This is a genomic window from Aliiroseovarius sp. PTFE2010 (assembly GCF_049943335.1).
Classification (GTDB): domain Bacteria; phylum Pseudomonadota; class Alphaproteobacteria; order Rhodobacterales; family Rhodobacteraceae; genus JBNFVY01.
Genome location: NZ_JBNFVY010000003.1, coordinates 325,259 through 343,318 on the forward strand (window position 1 = coordinate 325,259; position 18,060 = coordinate 343,318).

Annotated in this window: 18 protein-coding genes; 12 read left to right on the forward strand and 6 right to left on the reverse strand. The window is 57.8% G+C overall.

The genetic code is table 11. From position 1 onward, the window contains the following. Window positions 1-68: 68 nt before the first annotated feature. The 7 genes from ACP2AV_RS07610 to ACP2AV_RS07640 all read left to right on the forward strand — a co-directional run bounded on the left by ACP2AV_RS07610 (window position 69) and on the right by ACP2AV_RS07640 (window position 5,244). The gene (locus ACP2AV_RS07610) at window positions 69-350 is read left to right on the forward strand and encodes an STAS domain-containing protein (RefSeq protein ID WP_426372098.1); all 282 of its coding nucleotides are present in this window, start codon (window positions 69-71) and stop codon (window positions 348-350) included. Further along, on the forward strand, window positions 347-712 hold the full coding sequence (locus ACP2AV_RS07615) for a response regulator (RefSeq protein ID WP_426372099.1): 366 nt from the start codon (window positions 347-349) through the stop codon (window positions 710-712). The genes ACP2AV_RS07610 and ACP2AV_RS07615 overlap by 4 nt, the downstream gene beginning before the upstream one ends. Window positions 713-722: 10 nt before the next feature. Continuing rightward, on the forward strand, window positions 723-3,062 hold the full coding sequence (locus tag ACP2AV_RS07620; protein ID WP_426372100.1) for a chemotaxis protein CheA: 2,340 nt from the start codon (window positions 723-725) through the stop codon (window positions 3,060-3,062). Window positions 3,063-3,066: 4 nt separating this feature from the next. Continuing rightward, window positions 3,067-3,531 (forward strand): chemotaxis protein CheW, encoded by a 465-nt coding sequence (locus tag ACP2AV_RS07625; protein WP_426372101.1) that lies wholly within the window; start codon window positions 3,067-3,069, stop codon window positions 3,529-3,531. A gap of 23 nt (window positions 3,532-3,554) precedes the next feature. Next, window positions 3,555-4,445 carry a CheR family methyltransferase gene (locus ACP2AV_RS07630; protein ID WP_426372102.1) on the forward strand — a complete coding sequence of 297 codons (891 nt, stop codon included), beginning with the start codon at window positions 3,555-3,557 and terminating at the stop codon, window positions 4,443-4,445. Beyond that, window positions 4,445-4,831 (forward strand): response regulator, encoded by a 387-nt coding sequence (locus ACP2AV_RS07635; protein ID WP_426372103.1) that lies wholly within the window; start codon window positions 4,445-4,447, stop codon window positions 4,829-4,831. Before ACP2AV_RS07630 ends, ACP2AV_RS07635 begins: the two co-directional genes overlap by 1 nt. Window positions 4,832-4,905: 74 nt before the next feature. Further along, window positions 4,906-5,244, forward strand: coding sequence for a hypothetical protein (locus ACP2AV_RS07640; RefSeq protein WP_426372104.1), 339 nt, complete (start codon window positions 4,906-4,908; stop codon window positions 5,242-5,244). Window positions 5,245-5,281: 37 nt separating this feature from the next. Here ACP2AV_RS07640 and ACP2AV_RS07645 read toward each other — a convergent pair whose 3' ends face one another. The 5 genes from ACP2AV_RS07645 to ACP2AV_RS07665 all read right to left on the reverse strand — a co-directional run bounded on the left by ACP2AV_RS07645 (window position 5,282) and on the right by ACP2AV_RS07665 (window position 11,889). Continuing rightward, a complete protein-coding gene (locus tag ACP2AV_RS07645) occupies window positions 5,282-5,803 on the reverse strand; it encodes a chemotaxis protein CheD (RefSeq protein ID WP_426372105.1) in 522 nt (173 codons plus the stop codon). Beyond that, a complete protein-coding gene (locus tag ACP2AV_RS07650; protein ID WP_426372174.1) occupies window positions 5,803-6,873 on the reverse strand; it encodes a protein-glutamate methylesterase/protein-glutamine glutaminase in 1,071 nt (356 codons plus the stop codon). Before ACP2AV_RS07650 ends, ACP2AV_RS07645 begins: the two co-directional genes overlap by 1 nt. Window positions 6,874-6,878: 5 nt before the next feature. After that, window positions 6,879-9,920, reverse strand: a complete 3,042-nt coding sequence (locus ACP2AV_RS07655) for a methyl-accepting chemotaxis protein (RefSeq protein WP_426372106.1) — start codon at window positions 9,918-9,920, stop codon at window positions 6,879-6,881. A gap of 452 nt (window positions 9,921-10,372) precedes the next feature. Continuing rightward, window positions 10,373-11,206: a GNAT family N-acetyltransferase gene (locus tag ACP2AV_RS07660; RefSeq protein WP_426372107.1), complete on the reverse strand. Its 834-nt coding sequence runs from the start codon at window positions 11,204-11,206 to the stop codon at window positions 10,373-10,375. After that, complete coding sequence (locus tag ACP2AV_RS07665; RefSeq protein ID WP_426372175.1) at window positions 11,203-11,889, reverse strand: GntR family transcriptional regulator; 687 nt, start codon at window positions 11,887-11,889, stop codon at window positions 11,203-11,205. The genes ACP2AV_RS07660 and ACP2AV_RS07665 overlap by 4 nt, the downstream gene beginning before the upstream one ends. Before the next feature lie 258 nt (window positions 11,890-12,147). Between ACP2AV_RS07665 and ACP2AV_RS07670 the strand changes: the two genes are divergently transcribed. The 5 genes from ACP2AV_RS07670 to ACP2AV_RS07690 all read left to right on the forward strand — a co-directional run bounded on the left by ACP2AV_RS07670 (window position 12,148) and on the right by ACP2AV_RS07690 (window position 16,922). Continuing rightward, window positions 12,148-13,122: an ABC transporter ATP-binding protein gene (locus tag ACP2AV_RS07670; protein ID WP_426372108.1), complete on the forward strand. Its 975-nt coding sequence runs from the start codon at window positions 12,148-12,150 to the stop codon at window positions 13,120-13,122. A 47-nt stretch (window positions 13,123-13,169) separates the two neighbouring features. Continuing rightward, the gene (locus tag ACP2AV_RS07675; RefSeq protein ID WP_426372109.1) at window positions 13,170-14,450 is read left to right on the forward strand and encodes an ABC transporter substrate-binding protein; all 1,281 of its coding nucleotides are present in this window, start codon (window positions 13,170-13,172) and stop codon (window positions 14,448-14,450) included. Window positions 14,451-14,558: 108 nt separating this feature from the next. Further along, window positions 14,559-15,425 carry an ABC transporter permease gene (locus ACP2AV_RS07680; protein WP_426372110.1) on the forward strand — a complete coding sequence of 289 codons (867 nt, stop codon included), beginning with the start codon at window positions 14,559-14,561 and terminating at the stop codon, window positions 15,423-15,425. Window position 15,426: 1 nt separating this feature from the next. Continuing rightward, window positions 15,427-16,263 (forward strand): ABC transporter permease, encoded by an 837-nt coding sequence (locus tag ACP2AV_RS07685; protein ID WP_426372111.1) that lies wholly within the window; start codon window positions 15,427-15,429, stop codon window positions 16,261-16,263. Further along, window positions 16,260-16,922, forward strand: coding sequence for an aspartate/glutamate racemase family protein (locus tag ACP2AV_RS07690; RefSeq protein ID WP_426372112.1), 663 nt, complete (start codon window positions 16,260-16,262; stop codon window positions 16,920-16,922). Before ACP2AV_RS07685 ends, ACP2AV_RS07690 begins: the two co-directional genes overlap by 4 nt. A gap of 67 nt (window positions 16,923-16,989) precedes the next feature. On the opposite strand, the gene ACP2AV_RS07695 is transcribed toward ACP2AV_RS07690, so the two are convergent. Continuing rightward, window positions 16,990-17,934, reverse strand: coding sequence for a metallophosphoesterase (locus tag ACP2AV_RS07695; RefSeq protein ID WP_426372113.1), 945 nt, complete (start codon window positions 17,932-17,934; stop codon window positions 16,990-16,992). Window positions 17,935-18,060: the final 126 nt, after the last annotated feature.

Consider the following 18,060-nt stretch of genomic DNA (forward strand, 5'->3'; position numbering starts at 1 on the left):
GGACCAAGACGAAAAGCAGGGGAATTACACGCTATGAATTTGGGCGGAACCCGAAAAGGCGGCACTAGATGAGTGCCGAAATCGAACTGGATCCCCGGCTGGACTATCAGGCCGTTGCACCGCTGGTTGGTCAATTGGCCGACGCGAAAGACGATGATCTGATCCTGAACGCGCGGCACGTCGTCCACGTGGGCGCGCTTGCCCTGCAAGTGGTCCTGAGCATGGTCAAGGCCCGCGCCTCAGCCGGCCAAACAACCCGTTTGGTAAATGCCACTGACACCTGCGTGGATCAACTTGGGCTGTTTGGTTTCAGCCCCGAAACTCTGACTAACCCGGAGACATGGACATGAGCATCGAAGTTCTTGCGGTGGATGACAGCCGTACCATGCGCGACATGCTGAACCTCGCTCTGAATGGCGCAGGCTTCAAAGCGCACCTTGCCGAAGACGGCGTGCACGGGCTCGAAGTCCTCGAAGACATCGCGCCCGACGTCATCATTACGGATATCAACATGCCGCGCCTTGATGGGTTCGGGTTCATTGATGCCGTCCGCGCCAAGGACAAATGGAGCCGGATCCCGATCCTGGTGCTGACCACCGAAAGCGCGTCGGAATTGAAGACCAAAGCACGCTCTGCCGGGGCAACCGGGTGGATCGTAAAGCCGTTTGACCCGGCGAAACTGGTCAAAGCACTGCAAATGGTAGCTGGCTGAAGGAAGACTCATGTCCGATCCAATGGCAGAGATCCGCGCGTCATTCTTCATCGAATGTGAAGAGCTTCTGGAAGGTCTCCAGGACGGCCTGCAGACAATGAATGACGGCGACAGTGACGGCGAAACAATCAATGTGGTGTTCCGTGCTGTCCACTCGATCAAGGGCGGTGCAGGTGCCTTCGGTCTCGATGATCTCGTTCACTTTGCACACAAGTTCGAAACCGCGATGGACGAAGTTCGCGCAGGCCGGTTTACCCCCGATGCGGCCGCGCTCAAACTCTTCTTTCAGTGCGCTGACATCCTGGCTGATCTGGTTCGCGCAGCCCGCGACGAAGACGTGGTCGCAGATGCGGTCACCGCGCCGGTTCTCAAGGCGCTCGAAGACTTGGTCGGCTTGGAAGAAGCGGAAGAGGAAGTCGATTTCGAAGTCACCGGAATTTCGCTCGACCTGCCACCACTCGACTTGCCGCCGCTTGATGCAACAGAACCCGCTTCTAGCCTGCCGGACCTTCCCCCATTGGACGAGATGACCGGGGACCAGCCCCCCCTTCCGCCTCTGGATATTCCAGATGACAGCGCTCTCGCCGACGGCAATTCAAATGGCACCACCTACAAAATCGCGTTCAAACCCGATGACTCGCTGTATGCCAGCGGCAACGAACCGATCTATCTGTTCAAGACCCTGCGCGACCTGGGTGATGTGACGGTAAAATGCGACACGGCCAAACTTCCGCACTTCGATCAACTTGAACCCGACAAAGGGTTCCTGGCCTGGGAGTTGACCCTGGCGACAGAAGAATCCGAACAAGCCGTACGCGAGGTTTTTGAATTCGTCGATGGCCTCTGCTCGCTTGAGATCACCAAGCTTGCGCCCGCCGGCGCAAGTGAGCCCGCGGCCCCACCAGCGCTGGACGCCGCGTCGGTCACGCCCGCGTTGTCCGTCTCTGAACAGGCCGCTGCACCCGCGAATTACCCGGAAACTGCGGTGGTAGACGACATCGTCACCCCTCCCGCTTCAAAACGCACCACTGCGCAAAAACCGGCCCCTTCTGAGGCCGCCCCGGCAACGGGCACACCGCCAGCCGCTTCCGCCAAAGCCGCCGCCCCCAAGGCAGACGCAAAATTGACGCCGGCGACCCAGCCACGCGCGACGGTCCGCGTTGATCTCGAACGTGTCGACCGCCTCGTAAACCTGGTAGGCGAACTGGTCATCAACCAGGCCATGCTCAGCCAATCGGTGACCGAAGCCGGGCTGCCCCCCAATTCGGCGGTGGCAACCGGGCTGGAAGAATTCATGCAACTGACGCGAGACATTCAGGAAAGCGTCATGATGATCCGGGCACAGCCAATCAAGTCGCTCTTCCAGCGGATGGGTCGTATCGTACGCGAAGGGTCTGCCGCCGTCGGCAAAGACGTTCGTTTGCATACGGAGGGCGAGAACACAGAAGTCGACAAGACCGTCATCGAACGCCTTGCCGATCCCCTGACGCACATGATCAGGAACGCAGTTGATCACGGCCTCGAGAGCACCGAAGATCGCATTGCGGCCGGGAAACCTGAACAGGGGCGGGTTTCTCTCACTGCCAGCCATCGATCGGGACGCATTCTGATCGAAGTGTCGGACGACGGTGGGGGAATCAATCGGCCCAAAGTGCGCCAAATCGCGATCGACAAAGGTCTGGTTCCAGAAGACGCGCCATTATCCGACTCGGATATTGACAACCTGCTGTTCTTGCCCGGGTTTTCGACAGCCAGCGAAATCTCGAACCTGTCGGGACGCGGTGTCGGCATGGATGTCGTCAAGAGCTCTATCCAGGCCTTGGGCGGACGGGTGTCGATCACATCTGAATCCGGTGTCGGCACAACTTTCTCCATCTCACTTCCCCTGACACTGGCTGTCCTCGACGGCATGGTCGTCAAGATCGAAGATGAGACCATTGTTGTGCCGCTGAATACAATCTTGGAAACCTTGACGTTGACCGACGAGGACCTGCGTGCACTCGGACCAAGCACCCATGTGGTTCAAATTCGAGGCGGCTTCGTTCCGCTGCTCGATCTCGGCGCCGAGCTTGGCTACCGGAAACCCAAGAGCAGCTATGTTGGTGGGGTGGTTCTTTTGATTGGCCAGGAAGACGGGAATCGTGCTGCCCTTGTCGTAGATGCCATCGAAGATCAGCGCCAAGTGGTCATCAAGGGGCTGGAGGCCAGCTACGGCCGAGTCCCCGGTATCGCCGCAGCGACCATACTGGGCGATGGGCAGATCGCTCTGATCCTGGATCCAGCGGATCTCGTCAGCCAGGCCTCGGGCCGAACCCGCGTCCCCGGCACCTTTCTCGCAAAAGTTGGATAACGATATGACTGAGAACACAAAACAAACTGAATCTGCAATCGAGCTCCTTTCTTTCCGCGTCGGGGGCCAAGACTATTCGGTAGATATCATGGCCGTTCGCGAAATCAGGGGGTCGGCAAAAGCCACCTCCCTGCCCCACGCGCCTGCCTTCGTGAAAGGTGTTATAAATCTGCGGGGTACGGTGCTGCCGATTATAGACCTAGCTGCGCGCCTTGGCATCGAAACCGGCGCAGAAACCGAACGCAATGTGATCATCGTTGTTGACCTTGGTGAACGAACCGCCGGTCTGATGGTCGACGCTGTGTCAGACATTCTGGCAATCCCAGAGAGCGAAATGCAGCCCCCCCCAGATCTCGCTGCCGACGAGGCGCACACGTTTGTAAGTGCGCTTACAATCGTGGAAGGACGCATGATCAGAATTCTGGATTTGAACTCCGTACTGCCACCGCAGAACGAGGAGGCAGCGTGAACACGCCTATGCCTATCAATTCCATGAAAACCTCTGACTTTTCGATGTCGCCCGAGGTGTTTGGCGTCATTTCAGGGCTGATAAGGTCCGAGGCTGGCATTTCGATAGCCGAATCGAAAGTGGCCATGGTGAAGTCCAGGTTGTCCGGAAGATTACGACGATTGAAACTGTCGTCGTTCGACGAATATGTCGCGCTGGTACAATCCCACGAAGGTGCCGACGAACGAGAGCGGTTCATTTCCGCTCTTACGACCAATGTCTCTCATTTTTTTAGGGAACCGCACCATTTCGAGACACTCCGCAAGACAATCGCACCAGTGTTGCTTGAGAAATCGAAAGCTGGCGGACGTGTCCGTATCTGGTCTTCTGCGTGCTCGAATGGACAAGAACCCTATTCGATCGCCATGGCACTTCTCGACTCAACACCGGAAATCGCCAACTACGACGTAAAGATCCTTGCCACAGACATCGATCCGGTTGTTTTGAAAGTGGCAAAACAGGGTATCTACGAAGGACCAATGCTCTCTGGTCTAGACGATGCGACGCGGGACAAATATTTTCACATGACGTCAACGATCGGCGAAAAGGCTTTCCAAGCCAGTGAACAACTTCGCGCAATGATTACATTTCGCCGCCTCAACCTTGTGTCGGAATGGCCAATGTCAGGGGTGTTTGACATAATATTCTGTCGAAATGTTCTGATTTATTTTGATGAAGACACACAGCAGAAAGTGTGTCGGAACTTCCACAAGTTTCTAGGGCCGCAAGGGTGGCTATTCCTAGGTCATTCAGAACGAATTCCCGACGAAATTGCCAACGATTTCGAAAGCCTGGGAGTGACGGCGTACAATAAGAAAACACTCGTATCACCTTTTGCCCAAAGTGGGGCGATACAGCATGGAGGAGGTATTTAATGGCACTCAGGGACCAACTCCGCGTCATGGTTGTAGACGATATGTCAACCTCACGAGGCCTGATCACAAACGCACTTGACGCTTACGGCATTCAGAATGTCGCAAGCGCTTCAGACGGACCTTCCGCATTGCAAAAACTTGCGAGTTACCCGGTTCACCTCGTCATTTCCGACTTTAACATGCCAGGGATGGACGGTTTACAGCTGCTCCACGCGCTTCGTAGCCACGGCCCTACCCGCAATGTGGGGTTTCTGCTCATCACGGGACGGGCGGATCGCGAAATGATCGAACGCGGCAAGCAGCTGGGTATGAACAACTTTTTGAAAAAGCCCTTCGACAACGCGGGCCTGAAAGGGGCAATCGAAGCCATTGTGGGCCGGTTATGACGCCAAAATCATACCCTCTGATTGACAGCGAGCAACCTCAAGGATCGAAATGTACAAGTGAGGACAAGGTCCAATTGTCCCAATTGACATCTCGCTTGAGCGAAGAGTGCGCTTCTTTGGCGTGTCTTTCAGCCGAAATTCAGTCGGAAATTGGGCCAAGCATCAAGACAGGAAAGGGTATTTCGTCTCGCACGCTTCGTGCCTTCCAAGGAATTGACCGGATCGAGCAGACGCTACGCGACGTTGCCAGCCTAATGGCCGTCGTGTCAGATTTTGCGCCAGCACATTCGATACCCCGCGGTCCGCTGGAACAAGTTATGGTTTTAAAACACCTGCGCTCTAAACTCATGGACGACCACGACACATCTTTCTTGAATGACGATAATCACCCGGGCGAAATTAGTTGGTTTTAAGAATTCGCCTCAGCCGGTCTAGGCGCGCGAAACACTCTTAAAACAGTTCTATATCCGATATCGGCGCAGGCATCACGATTGCAGGTGGTGCCACCTGCGCATCGGACACAAACTTCTGTCTGACACTACCGCCGTAGGGCCGGAATTCGATGCGGCGTGCGTGGGGGCCACCCAGACTGCTTCCGTCACAAGGAATTTTTTCTTTTTTAAGATATTCTAAGACGTATCGGGCGTTCTTCTCGCCCGCATTTGTTAAACCGGCGCGCAGTTGGGCCCCACCAAACACCTTGGCGCGCATACGATTTCGGCTTGCACCGCACTTGATCATGTCGTTGATCAGCAACTCCATAGCATGAGCGCCAAACCGGGAGGATTCGTCGTTGGCGCCGCCGCCATCGGGCAAAAGGAAGTGGTTCATCCCCCCAATCTGCGCGTGGGGATCCCATAGGCAAGTTGCAACACATGATCCCAAGATGGTCGTAATGACGTCAGTAGCTTCTTTGCCCACCACGTATTCACCCTGGGAAATATATGTGTACATTTGTTCGATCGAGTTCATTAGGACCTCCCAGTTTTTTCCCAGCAGCTATGCAATAAATACGATGCCATGGCATCGATATCGCACCAATGCTCAACCGCCCCATATTCACCTGCAACGCGCGGCATCCCGAAGACCACGCAACTGTCTTCACTCTGGGCCACGGTTCGGGACCCAGCGGCTTTCATCTTGAGCAAACCTGCGGCTCCGTCATTGCCCATCCCAGTCAGTATCGCGCCAACTGCTTTACTGCCAAGTGAAGCGGCCGACTCAAATAGAATATCGACCGAAGGACGATGACCGTTTCTTTCCGGGGCCTCCACCAGCGAAACCCGCGGCGCACCCTTGCCCGAAATCGCCAGGTGTGTATCTCCGCCTGGTGCGATCAGAACCTTTCCGCTTTCCAGGCTTTCACCGTCTTGCGCGAGCTTCACCATTGGTTCGACCCGTGGGTTTAAGCGAGCTGCAAAGCTTGCCAAAAATTCTTTTGGCATGTGTTGCGTGATCAACGTAGGCGGACAAGTCGGCGGAAAACTCAACAATATCCGTTCAATTGCCTCTACAGCGCCGGTCGATCCACCAATAAAAACATAGCGCCCATCCCCACTGTGACCGGCGGTGTGTTGTTTGGCCGCCTGCGATATCGGGCCCCTAATTTGTCCCGTCCGCGCCACGGCTGCGACTTTGATCAACGCGGGCAATTTCGCAAAACTGCCCGAACTGCCCACTGCACAAGGTTTTTCCACACATTCAACTGCCCCGTTTGCAAGCGCCGCAATCGCAGCCTTGCTCCCTTTTTGTGTCATGGATGAAACCATAATCACCGGCATGGGACGGTGCCGCATAACCCGTTTCAAAAACTCAAGCCCGTTCATTTTGGGCATCTCAACGTCCAAGGTCATGACATCAGGTGAATAGGCATTGATTGCATCGCGTGCTTCAGAAGCGCCGGACGCCTCGGCAATCACCTCAAGCTGAGGGTCCTTTTCCAGGCAGGCACGAATGATCTGCCGCATCGTGCGTGAATCATCAACTACAAGGACGCGGATTTTCTTCCGCCTTGGAAGGCCCGTTTCACCATGCTCGATCATGCGGCTCAAAAACCCTCCCAGCCTGGGTCAGACACCGCGTCATTCTGTTGCACGGGGCCGTTGACCACTTGGGCCGATGCTGGTGCTTCCCTGTTGCCGGTCTGGTAGTTTGGGACGTTGCGATCAGGTGCTTTTTTCCTGGCCTCCGTTATGGTGAACTCAGAGACCGTGGCGTTTAGGGTCCCGGCTTCTTTCGTCAAAGCATGGCATGCAGATGTTGTTTCTTCGAACATCGCTGCATTTTGTTGGGTGACCTGGTCAAGTTGGTTCATTGCATCGTTGATTTCCGCAAGTCCAGAAGACTGTTCACGCGCGGAAATCGCTATTCCACTGACATGCGATGCAATGTCTGACACCACTTGAACGATCCTGTCCAAGGATTTGCCGGTTTCATCTACCAGTTCGACACCGCGTTTGACGTGCCCACCAGATTTTGAAATGAGATCGTTGATCTCGCGCGCTGCCACGGACGAGCGCTGCGCCAGCGCACGAACTTCAGAGGCAACAACGGCAAAACCGCGACCAGCTTCACCGGCACGTGCGGCCTCTACCCCCGCGTTGAGAGCCAATAGATTGGTCTGAAAAGCGATATCGTCAATGGTCGAAATAATTTTGGAAATCTGGTTGGAAGATGTTTCGATTTCACTCATTGCGGACACGGCTTCTCGGGCCACCGCGCCACCTTTTTCAGCGTCTGCCTTGGCACCAGTCACCATTTCGCTGGCCTGGCCCGCACCGTCTGAGGCCGACCGCACCGAAGATGTCAGTTGATCGAGAGCGGTGGCCGTTTCCTCTAGGGTTGCTGCCTGTTGCTCGGTGCGTTTCGAAAGATCCTCAGCTGCGTTGGCAATTTCGTGCGTTTCTCTGCCGATCAAACCAGCGTTCTCAACAACGCTCATCATGGCATGGGACAAGTTCTGCGCTGTGGAGTTGAAATCCTGGCGCAGGTTTTCGTATTCGGGCAAAAAGGTTTGGTCGATCTGCACCGTCAGATCCCCCGACGAGAGCTCTCGCAACCCGTCCCGCAGTGCATTTACGACATCATCCTGTGCGGCTTGCATGGCACGCCGTTCGATGCGCGCATTTTCGAGTGCCAACTGCGACGCGGTGACATCGTTACCAAGCAGAATGATCCTGAATGTCTTGCCGGTGAAATCATTGACCGGACAGAACGCGCCATCAATGAATCCTGCCTCGCCGTTGGCGCACCGCGTCCGGAAACGACCGACGACAGCTTCGCCTCGCATAACACGTTCCCAGACGGACCCATTCTGCTTTGCCAGATCCGGATCGAAATCGAACAGATCGCTGTGCCGCATGCCCACAGCTTGCGAACTGCTGTGTCCCAACAGTTTGGCAAAGGGTTCATTGAGTTCGACCAGCGCGCCATCAAGCTCAAATTCGGCCTTGACCTGATTGACCTCGATCGCGTCAATGACCGCGTTGTTCTTGCGTTCCTTGGTGACGTCGCGCCATTCCAGAACACAGCCAATTTGCTGACCGTCAAAGTCACGTACAATATTGATATCCAAAGAAAAATATGCCGGTCCGATCTTCATTTCCGAATGAATTGGGAATTTGTCTGGATCACTGAGAAGTTGACGGACCTGCTCTGGGTTGCGGTGGAAAATATCAATATTGGCCCCCACGACATCGGCCGTTTCAAATCCCGGAATTTCGGTCTGGAACAGCGTTTCATATTCAGCGAACAGGGTTCTCACCGCCGCGTTTGTAAAAACGATGTTGAAATCCTGATCGACCATCATGAGAGCCGCCGACGAACCTTCTAATGCTGCGCCCTTGAACAGACCGTCGCTTGTCGCTTTCTCAGCGCGTTTCAAGGCCCCGCGAAATTCGTCAAGCGCCTTTGATATTCCACCAATCTCGTCGCCGCGCTCGGTTCCGGGGACGGAAATGTCGTAGCTTCCATCCGACACAAGCCGCATCGCGCCTTCGACCCGGGTGAGCGGTTTGGAAATGCTGCGCGCCAATAGAATTCCAAGCGCTGCAACAGTCAAAACCAGCAACGCCCCCTGCCAAAGAATCCGGAACGCCAGTTCGCGTGCGGGTTTCAGGATTTCCGACAGATCGCGGTCAACAATCACGCCGAAGTCGGTGCCAAAGAAATCCAGTTGATCGTGAAACGACAAGTGACCCTGCATGTCGCCGCTGGTGTCGGCCGTGTCACTCAGAACGCCGGTCTCGCCTCGCAACGCGCGACGGATGGCTTCGCTATCAAGCTGCAGTCTTAGAATCTCATCCTCTTCATCCGGCCCGAACCGAAGATTAGAACGAAGGAAACCGTCGTTTCCGATCAGAAACGCCTCGCCGGTTTTGCCCAACCCGGTTTCGTTGTGCATGATCGTGTCGATCCGATCGACGGGCAGCTGGAAAGCCAGAACGCCCTTTTTGACCCCGTCTTTGTTGACGATCGGGGTCGACAGGAATGCCGCGGCGGCACCGGATCTGGGCGCATAGGATTGGAAATCGATGAAATAGTTGGTGCCGGCATCACCACTTATCGCGGCCTGAAACGCTTGTCCAAGCCCCGACGCGCTGAATTCGCCATCCGCCAAATTCGTCGCAAAGTCGCGGGCCTTGAAGGCCGAATAAACCAAGTTCCCGCGGTCATCGAACAAATACACATCATTGAGTTCGAAGTTCTGCAGGATTGACGTAAAATAATAGTGGAACTGCTCATGGACAGACGAATAGGTCGCCTCGTCACTGGACGCTTTCAACTTAAGGCGTTCAGACGCATCAAACGGGTTTTCGTCGATCCAGACACGTTGCAGGTATTGCGTCCGGTCTCGCCCCAAGAGGCCCCAGGCGAACCCAAAAGACCGCAAAGCTTCCACTGACACCGGAGACACCGCTGCTGCGGACAACGTGTTGTCCATCGTATCTGCCCATGCCGCCAATGCCTTTTTGCGCGATGACCCAACCACCAGCGCCTGATCGCGCGCCGCCGCTTCAAGAGACCTTGCAGCCGTCCTGTAAGAGGCGAAACTTGTCACCGCTATTGCGACCATGATGAGAAGGATCATGAGGGCGGGCAGTTTTACTGACAGTTTGACGCGGTTTAGCAACTGGGTCTCCAACGTTGCGAGGTCCAACCTCTTGCTCACCCCTTGCGCCGGTCTGACGGTACAAAAGGGCTTCGAGCGGCAAATTGGCAGCCAAGTCATGAAGATTCGTTTAAGTGCAGGTGAAAAGCCGGTTTCTGCGATCTGAGGCCGTTTTTTCCATGGTATCAGGGCTTAATCCTTGGTCGTTTTTGCGACTGTCGTGATACCGGGGCCTCTGTCAAATCGGCGGCGGCATCGGGGGATCTGTAGAGTACGCAGGGGGTTTTTGCGCCGGGGACCCCTTGGAACTGGTCCGCCGACACTTTCAGCCCGCCCTTTGAAATTGCGCGAACGGCGTCCGCACTACGGGTTTCCACCGGTCTGACGCCGCTGGATTCCCGGTTGACCGTTTCGTTGCGATTGGCCGGCGCCTAGCCCAATTCCAATGTGGCAACTGCGCAAAGCGCGCCGCTCATCCTGGCTGGGGCGCCGCGATACATCCGGGCCGTCGCAAAAGTCTCGTTGAAACCGATGCCGCGAAGGAGACCACCAAAGCCCACCGCATGGTCGGGCACATCGATGATGACGTCCCGAATGCCCAAGGCCGCGGCTGCCTGCTGCGCAAGGTGAAGTGCGTCATCGGCGTTGGGCGCAACGATTGGGCCGATTTTACAGCCCTCATGGCAGGCCCTAGCGGTGGCAAAACCGGTGATCTCGGCGCCGTTTTGCAACACGACCGTTTTGCGCGTCGGACCATTGCGCAGCCATTCATCCAGAAACGCGGGGCGGATGACGCCGTTGGCCGCGCCATCCAGCGCCATCAGACCCGCGATATGCTCGGGCCGCGCTGGCGGCAAGGTCAGGGGCTTGGCCGAAAGTCTGCCAATCAACCGCCGCGTGCGACCCGTCAGAACGAAACCAGACCGGGCGTAATTCGCCTCTTGCTCGGGCACACCATCCAAACCTACCGTCCGAGCGCCAGCATGATCCAAAGCGTGCTGCCAAAGGCCAAAGCCGACCCCTTTGCCACGGTGCTCTGGGCGGCAAAGATAAAGCCCCAGAAAGGCGTAATCGCGGGAATGATTGACGACCGATATGGCCGCTACCGGAGCGCCCGCGATTTCGGCCACAAAGAAGCCACCCGGATCCGCGCCATAAAAGGCAGCTGCATCGTCAAGCCCCGGGTTCCAACCCTCGTCAGCTGCCCAGTCCAGCATCTGCGCAACTTCGCGCGGCGTTGCGGTGCGACATACCGGACCGCTCATCGCTGCAAAGCCTCGCGCAAGGACGTGGGCGCTTGGGTGACGTTGCGCAGATCCAGCGACGCGACAAGATCCAGCAAGTGGCCTTTCATCAGTTGCTCAGCCGCGTCGCCATCCTTCTGCGCAAAGGCTTCCAGCAACGCGTGATGCGCCTGCGTCTCGCACAGCGCGGCGCGGCGTCGCCAGTAGAGCGCGATGATCAGCGAAGACCGCGAAATCAGTTCCGAAACAAAGGTCTCTATGGTGGCCTGATCGGCGATGCGCGCGATTTCCAAATGGAACTGACCCGAATAAAACAGCGCGCGCCCGTTGTCCCCCACATCCAGCGCGGCGTGTTCATCGCGGATGTTTTCGTGCAGGATTGCAAGGTTGGCGTCGGTCATGCGCAGGGCGGCCGAGTGCGCCGTGCGTGGTTCAAGCAGCGCTCGTGCCTCAAAAACCTCGCGGGCCTCGCGCACGGACGGCTGGGCGACAAAAGCACCACGGTTGCGTTTCAACTCTACGATATGGCGATGTGAAAGCCCGAGCAGTGCAGCGCGCACGATGGTGCGGCTGATGCCGTAAACCTCGCTCAGCTCGTCTTCGCCGAGTTTCGTTCCGGGTGGCAGGCGGTGTTCGTGAATAGCCCGCTCAAGGTCCAAAACAACGACGTCACTGGTCCAGGTTTTCTTGTCGGTTTCGCTCATGGCCACTATCGCACTCATTCACCTCAGGGCCTTCTGTTTCCCGATTCTTGCGCAGCCGCACAAGAGCCAAGCGCCCATCACAAGCCTCACAACCGGATTGTATACAAAATTGCGTCGTTTTCTGTGCACACCCTGCGCGCAGAAGGTTAAAAACCGAGCGACACGCGTTTTTCCGACCGCGACAACGCAAAAAATCTGCCCTTCCCGGCACATCACGGCACAGGCTTGCTCCAGCACATCACACCCTGGAGGCCCCTGATGCGGACCGGATATGATCTGGAACTTGTTCACCTGACCAAGCGCTACGGCGACACGGTGGCGGTGCGCGATCTCAACCATATCTTCGCGCCGGGCAGCTATGTCTGTTTGCTTGGCCCGTCAGGTTGCGGCAAATCCTCGACGCTGCGGATGATTGCCGGCCACGAAGCGGTCAGTGATGGCGCGATCCTGCTGGACGGGCGCGACGTGTCGCATCTGTCCCCGGCAGAGCGGGGCACGGCGATGATGTTCCAGAACTACGCACTCTTTCCCCACCTGTCGGTGCGCGACAACGTCGCCTTTTCGCTGCGCATGAAGGGCATCGACAAGCCAACGCGCCATGCCCGCGCGGATGAGCTTCTTGAGTTGGTCGACATGACGCCCCTGGCCGACCGCCTGCCCGCGCAACTGTCGGGCGGTCAGCAGCAGCGCGTGGCGCTGGCGCGCGCCTTGGTGACAAAACCAAAGGTGCTGCTGCTGGACGAACCGCTTTCGGCGCTTGACCCGTTCCTGCGGATCCGGATGCGCAGCGAATTGAAGACCCTGCAACGCGAGCTGGGGATCACCTTTATCCACGTCACGCATGGTCAGGACGAAGCGCTGGCCCTGGCCGACGAGATCGTCGTGATGAACGACGCGGTGATCGAACAGGCCGGCCCCGCGCGCGAGGTTTGGGCCGCGCCCAGCACCGAATTCGTCGCGCGATTCATCGGCGGGCACAACGTGATCCCGCTGGATCAGGGCAAGGCGACGGTGCGCGCCGACGCGGTAACACTGGGCGAACAGGGTGTGGCCGCCACTGTCACAGCCGTCGAATACCAGGGCGCCCTGGTCGCCGTAACCAGCCGGACGGAAACCGGCGACGAAGTGCTGGCCCTGGTTCCCGAGGCCCAGTTCTTCAATGCACCCAAATCCCCCGGCGACGCGGTCAAGCTCGCCTGGGACGAAAGGCGGCTGCACCGCCTTCGTGCCTGACGGCGCCCCTTCCACGCGCCAATTTTACACCAACACAGAGGACAACCATGACCAAGCTTGCAAAACCCAAGGTCGGATATACGCGCCGCTCACTGCTCAGAACCGGGGGCGCGGCGCTGGCCGCATCGGCGTTGCCGGCCCCAATGATCTGGGCACAGGACACGAAAGACATCGTTTTGCGCCAGTTTGGCACCGGCGTGTCGAACCTCAATGATGTGGCCAACAAGGTGAAGGAAGACCTTGGTTTCACCCTGCAAATGACAGCGCTTGATTCCGATAGCGTCACCCAACGCGCGGCCACCCAACCCGACAGTTTCGACATTGCCGATATCGAATACTGGATCTGCAAAAAAGTCTGGCCCACCGGCAACCTGCAGGCCATGGATACGTCCAAGATTGCCAACTACGACAAGATCGTCGGGATTTTCCGTTCGGGCAAACTGACACCGCAAAGCACCATCGCACAAGGCACCGCACCGCACAGCGTAGGCTTTGTCGACGGGCCTGGCGGCACGACATTTGCGGACAGTGAAACCGGCTGGATGACCCTGATCCCGACCATTTACAATGCCGACACGCTGGGCATCCGCCCCGACCTGATCGGGCGCCCGATCAACAGCTGGACCGAACTGCTGAACCCCGAATTCAAAGGCAAGGCATCGATCCTGGACATCTCGTCGATCGGGATCATGGATATGGCGATGGTCTGCGAAGCCATGGGCGAAGTCCAATACGGTGACAAAGGCAACATGACCCGCGAAGAGATCGACAAGACCATGGCGATCTTTACCGATGCCAAGCGGGCCGGCCAGTTCCGTGCTTTTTGGAAATCCTTCGACGAAAGCGTAAACCTGATGGCCAGCGGCGAAGTGGTGATCCAATCGATGTGGTCCCCCGCAATCACGGCCGTGAAATCGCGCGGCATCCCTTGTGTGTATCAGCCGTTGAAGGAAGGCTACCGCAGTTGGGGCGGCGGGATCGGCCTGTCGTCGTCGCTGTCAGGCATGGAGCTGGACGCAGCCTATGACTACATCAACTGGTATCTGTCCGGGTGGGTCGGCGGTTACCTGATGCGCCAGGGCTATTATTCGGCCGTGCCCGAGACGTCCAAGAACTTCATGTCAGAAAACGAATGGGGCTATTGGTTCGAAGGCAAGCCAGCCACGGGTGACATCACCTCGCCGACGGGCGACACGCTGGCCAAGGCGGGCGACACCCGCGACGGCGGATCATTCTACGATCGCATGGGCAGCGTGGCGTGCTGGAACGCGGTGATGGATGAAAACCAATACATGGTCCGCAAGTGGAACGAATTTATCGCGGCATAGGCCAGCTTCGCTTCGCCCAGGGCGCGGCACCAAATCGGGGGGCACCCTGCCCCCCGGTTCCCCTGAAAACACACGATTAATAAAGAGGCGCAGCTGCGCAAGCACCCTATGGCGGCAAGTATTTTCAAGAACCGACACCTGTCGGCGTGGCTACAGGCGGCCCCACTGACGCTGGTGCTGCTCGGCTTTCTGATTGCACCGATTGTCATGATCGTCATCGTCAGCTTCTGGGGCGCGACCGAATTTTCGATCTATCCGGCCTTTCAGTTCGACAATTACGAATTTCTCTTTGGCTCGCCAGTCACTTACCGGGTGTTCCTGGCCACGCTGAAATACGCCTTGATCACCTGGGCGTTGACCCTCGCCATCGGCTTCACCGTCGCCTATTTCCTCGCCTTTCATGTGCGCAGCGTAACCCTGCAGGTCGCGCTGTTCCTTGTCTGCACAATTCCCTTCTGGACCTCGAACATCATTCGCATGATTTCCTGGATCCCGTTTCTGGGGCGCAACGGCATCGCCAACCAGACCCTGATATCGTGGGGCGTGATCGACGAGCCGCTGGAGTGGCTGCTTTATTCCGATTTCTCGGTGATCCTGGCCTTCGTGCATCTTTACACGCTCTTCATGGTGGTGCCGATCTTTAACACCATGATGCGGATCGACACGTCGTTGTTGGAAGCCGCCCGTGACAATGGCGCGTCGGGCTTGCAGACGCTGGTGCATGTGATTGTTCCGCTCACCAAACCCGGCATCATGATTGGCACCATCTTCGTGGTCACGCTGGTGATGGGCGATTTCATTACCGTGCGGTTCATGTCCGGCTCGCAGCGGGCGAATGTGGGACGTTTGATTTCGAACGATATTTCGCTTCTGCAGTATCCGTCGGCCGCGGCAACCGCCGTCGTGCTGCTGTGCACCGTATTGATCGTGATCGCGACCCTTCTGCGCTTTGTCAATATCCGCAAGGAGCTATGATATGGACCGTCGCCCCCGCAGTTTTTATGTGCTTGCCGCCTTCTTTACGCTGTTTGTCCTGTTCCTCTACGGGCCGATCCTGACCATTGGCATTCTCAGCTTTCAGGGACCACAGGGCGGGCTTACCTTTCCGATGAACGGTGTCTCACTGCATTGGTTCCGCGATCTGTTCCAAGAACAGGCGGTGGGCGACATCTGGGGCGCCTTCGGGCGCAGTTCCGCCCTGGGACTCATGGTCATGGTCACGACCGTCGTCGTGTCGGTCATGGCGGGGCTGGCCTTTCGCAAACAGTTCTTGGGATCGGGCATCCTGTTCTACGCGGCCATCACGTCGCTGGTGATCCCGTCGATCCTGATTTCACTGGGAGTCGGGCTGATCTTTAATCAGCTTGGGTTGAAGATTCACTGGGCAACCTCGGGCTTTGGATCGCAACTGACATGGACGCTGCCTTTTGGCCTGCTCATCATGTTTGCCGTCTTCAACCGCTTTGACAAAAGCTATGAAGAGGCCGCGCGCGATCAAGGGGCCAGCGCCTGGCAAACGATCCGATATGTGGTGCTGCCGATAATTGCGCCCTCGCTTGTCGGGGTGGCGCTTTTCGGCTTCACGCTCAGCTATGACGAATTCGCCCGCACCCTGCTGACCGCGGGCAGCTACAATACCTTGCCGCTTGAGATTTTCGGCATGACCACCAACGTAACGACGCCCGTGATCTACGCGCTCGGAACCCTCACCACGGCGTTTTCCTTGGCCATCATCCTGGCTTTCCTTTTCGGCGCATGGATCATTGCCAAACGCCGGGCACGCCTTGGGTCAGACGCAGGCAGGGGCGTATGAGGCTGGCCTATATCAACCCCAACGCCACCGAAGGCATGACCGAAAGCATCGTCATGCATGCACGCGCGGCCACGCCAGAGGTCGATTTATTTGGCCTGACCAACACGCATGGTCCGCCCGCCATTCAAGGCCGCAAAGACGGCGAGGCCGCAGTGCCCGGGCTTTTGTCGTTGCTGCCAGAAGCGCAAGAGCGCGGCGCCGATGCCATCGTGATCGCCTGTTTCGACGACACCGGCCTGGCCCAAGCGCGCCTGGCCGCACGCTGCCCCGTGCTTGGGATCGGGCAGTCGAGCTATATGATGGCACAGCTGCTGGGTCTGAGGTTTTCAGTCATCACGTCGCTGGCGGTTTCGATCCCGGTGATTGAGCAAAACCTCCGCGAGCAGGGGTTCGCCGGGACCTGCGCATCGGTGCGCGCCGCCAACCTGCCGGTCCTGACCATCGACGCGGGCGGGCCCAAGGCCATTGCCCGTATCGCTGCTGAAATCAACGCGGCGGCGCAACAGGATATGGCAACCTGCGCCGTGCTCGGCTGCGCCGGGATGGCGCCGCTCGAACCTGCCCTGAGCGCACGCACAGACCTACCGCTGATCGACGGCGTCGCGGCTGCGGCGCGCCTTGCTATGGCTGTGGGCCGTGGGTTTCCTGGCGCGCGGTGACATCGCGGAAAGCCGGATTGCCGGGGGCCGGGCAGCCGCAAAATGTGTTTGACTGCGGGCCACCATTCTAGCTGATTGCCGGATGCACCCGGATCCTGTCCGTCGAAAGCGGTCCGGTCGGGTCGGACAGATCATAAGAGACCAGTGGCCCTTCCTTGCCCGCGGAATAGTCGAGACAAAGCGCATTCTGGGCCTGCAGGATCGGATCGCCGCTCAGCCAGTAATGCCCGAAGAACACCGGTCGCGCCGTGGCTGGATAGGTCTGCGCCGAAAGCGTTTCCGGCAAGTTTTCGTCAGGCAGGTTTTCAACCGATGGCACGGAAATCGCAATGTCGCGCCAAGTGCGAGCGGCCGCGTTCCACCATTGCAAGCGCACATGATCCCGCTCTGTCCCGTCCTTGTCCGTGAACCACCAACCCTCTGGTAGCCGCTGCTCGGGTCCCTTGGTGATCTGCTCGGCCAAGATGAACATCTCGTCGGCCTCATTGCGATCTGCAGCTCGGATCAGCTGATCCTCGGTCAACACGCCATTTCCGGTCAGCGTCTTGAGCCGATCCAATGAGGCGTCGATCCAGCAGGCGTGCACGGCGCGAAACCCGTCCTCTTCCAAAAACAGCGGCAGGCTTTGCATCCAGTCCAGAACGTCGCGGGTCTGCGGATCGCCCGGCGGGAACTGATCCAGAAACGACCGGTGCTGTCGGATGTTCTTGGGCGAATGCGCACGAAGCGGCTGGCCATCATCCGGGTGCGTCGTGTGGAAGTGCAGCGCGTTGAGTTCGTGATTGCCCATGATCGCCGTGGCCTTGCCAGCATCGACAAGGTCACGGACGGTCTTGAGGACCGCCCGATTGTCCGGACCACGATCGATGAAGTCTCCCAGAAAGACGATCTGTCGATCCGGATCCGGGTGGGTCCAACCGAGCGCGCCCCGCCGCCACCCCAGCCCAGCAAGGGCGGCGTCGAGTTTGTCAGATTGGCCGTGAATATCTGGAATGATATCAGTTGGGGTCATGCGCGTATCCTGGGCGTGTCCTGGGACCTTGGTGTGGCTCGGACTCCGGATCGATCTCACTCAATCCGAGGTCCTTGCAACGCTAACGGTGCCAATAAGTAAAGCAACCGCTTCTTTCGTGCCAAA

Coding starts and splice junctions, on each gene's coding strand:
- ACP2AV_RS07610 (WP_426372098.1), top strand. CDS start 69: ATGAGTGCCGAAATCGAACTGGATCCCCGGCTGGACTATCAGGCCGTT.
- ACP2AV_RS07615 (WP_426372099.1), top strand. CDS start 347: ATGAGCATCGAAGTTCTTGCGGTGGATGACAGCCGTACCATGCGCGAC.
- ACP2AV_RS07620 (WP_426372100.1), top strand. CDS start 723: ATGTCCGATCCAATGGCAGAGATCCGCGCGTCATTCTTCATCGAATGT.
- ACP2AV_RS07625 (WP_426372101.1), top strand. CDS start 3,067: ATGACTGAGAACACAAAACAAACTGAATCTGCAATCGAGCTCCTTTCT.
- ACP2AV_RS07630 (WP_426372102.1), top strand. CDS start 3,555: ATGAAAACCTCTGACTTTTCGATGTCGCCCGAGGTGTTTGGCGTCATT.
- ACP2AV_RS07635 (WP_426372103.1), top strand. CDS start 4,445: ATGGCACTCAGGGACCAACTCCGCGTCATGGTTGTAGACGATATGTCA.
- ACP2AV_RS07645 (WP_426372105.1), bottom strand. CDS start 5,803: ATGAACTCGATCGAACAAATGTACACATATATTTCCCAGGGTGAATAC.
- ACP2AV_RS07650 (WP_426372174.1), bottom strand. CDS start 6,873: ATGATCGAGCATGGTGAAACGGGCCTTCCAAGGCGGAAGAAAATCCGC.
- ACP2AV_RS07655 (WP_426372106.1), bottom strand. CDS start 9,920: ATGATCCTTCTCATCATGGTCGCAATAGCGGTGACAAGTTTCGCCTCT.
- ACP2AV_RS07660 (WP_426372107.1), bottom strand. CDS start 11,206: ATGAGCGGTCCGGTATGTCGCACCGCAACGCCGCGCGAAGTTGCGCAG.
- ACP2AV_RS07665 (WP_426372175.1), bottom strand. CDS start 11,889: ATGAGCGAAACCGACAAGAAAACCTGGACCAGTGACGTCGTTGTTTTG.
- ACP2AV_RS07670 (WP_426372108.1), top strand. CDS start 12,148: ATGCGGACCGGATATGATCTGGAACTTGTTCACCTGACCAAGCGCTAC.
- ACP2AV_RS07675 (WP_426372109.1), top strand. CDS start 13,170: ATGACCAAGCTTGCAAAACCCAAGGTCGGATATACGCGCCGCTCACTG.
- ACP2AV_RS07680 (WP_426372110.1), top strand. CDS start 14,559: ATGGCGGCAAGTATTTTCAAGAACCGACACCTGTCGGCGTGGCTACAG.
- ACP2AV_RS07685 (WP_426372111.1), top strand. CDS start 15,427: ATGGACCGTCGCCCCCGCAGTTTTTATGTGCTTGCCGCCTTCTTTACG.
- ACP2AV_RS07690 (WP_426372112.1), top strand. CDS start 16,260: ATGAGGCTGGCCTATATCAACCCCAACGCCACCGAAGGCATGACCGAA.
- ACP2AV_RS07695 (WP_426372113.1), bottom strand. CDS start 17,934: ATGACCCCAACTGATATCATTCCAGATATTCACGGCCAATCTGACAAA.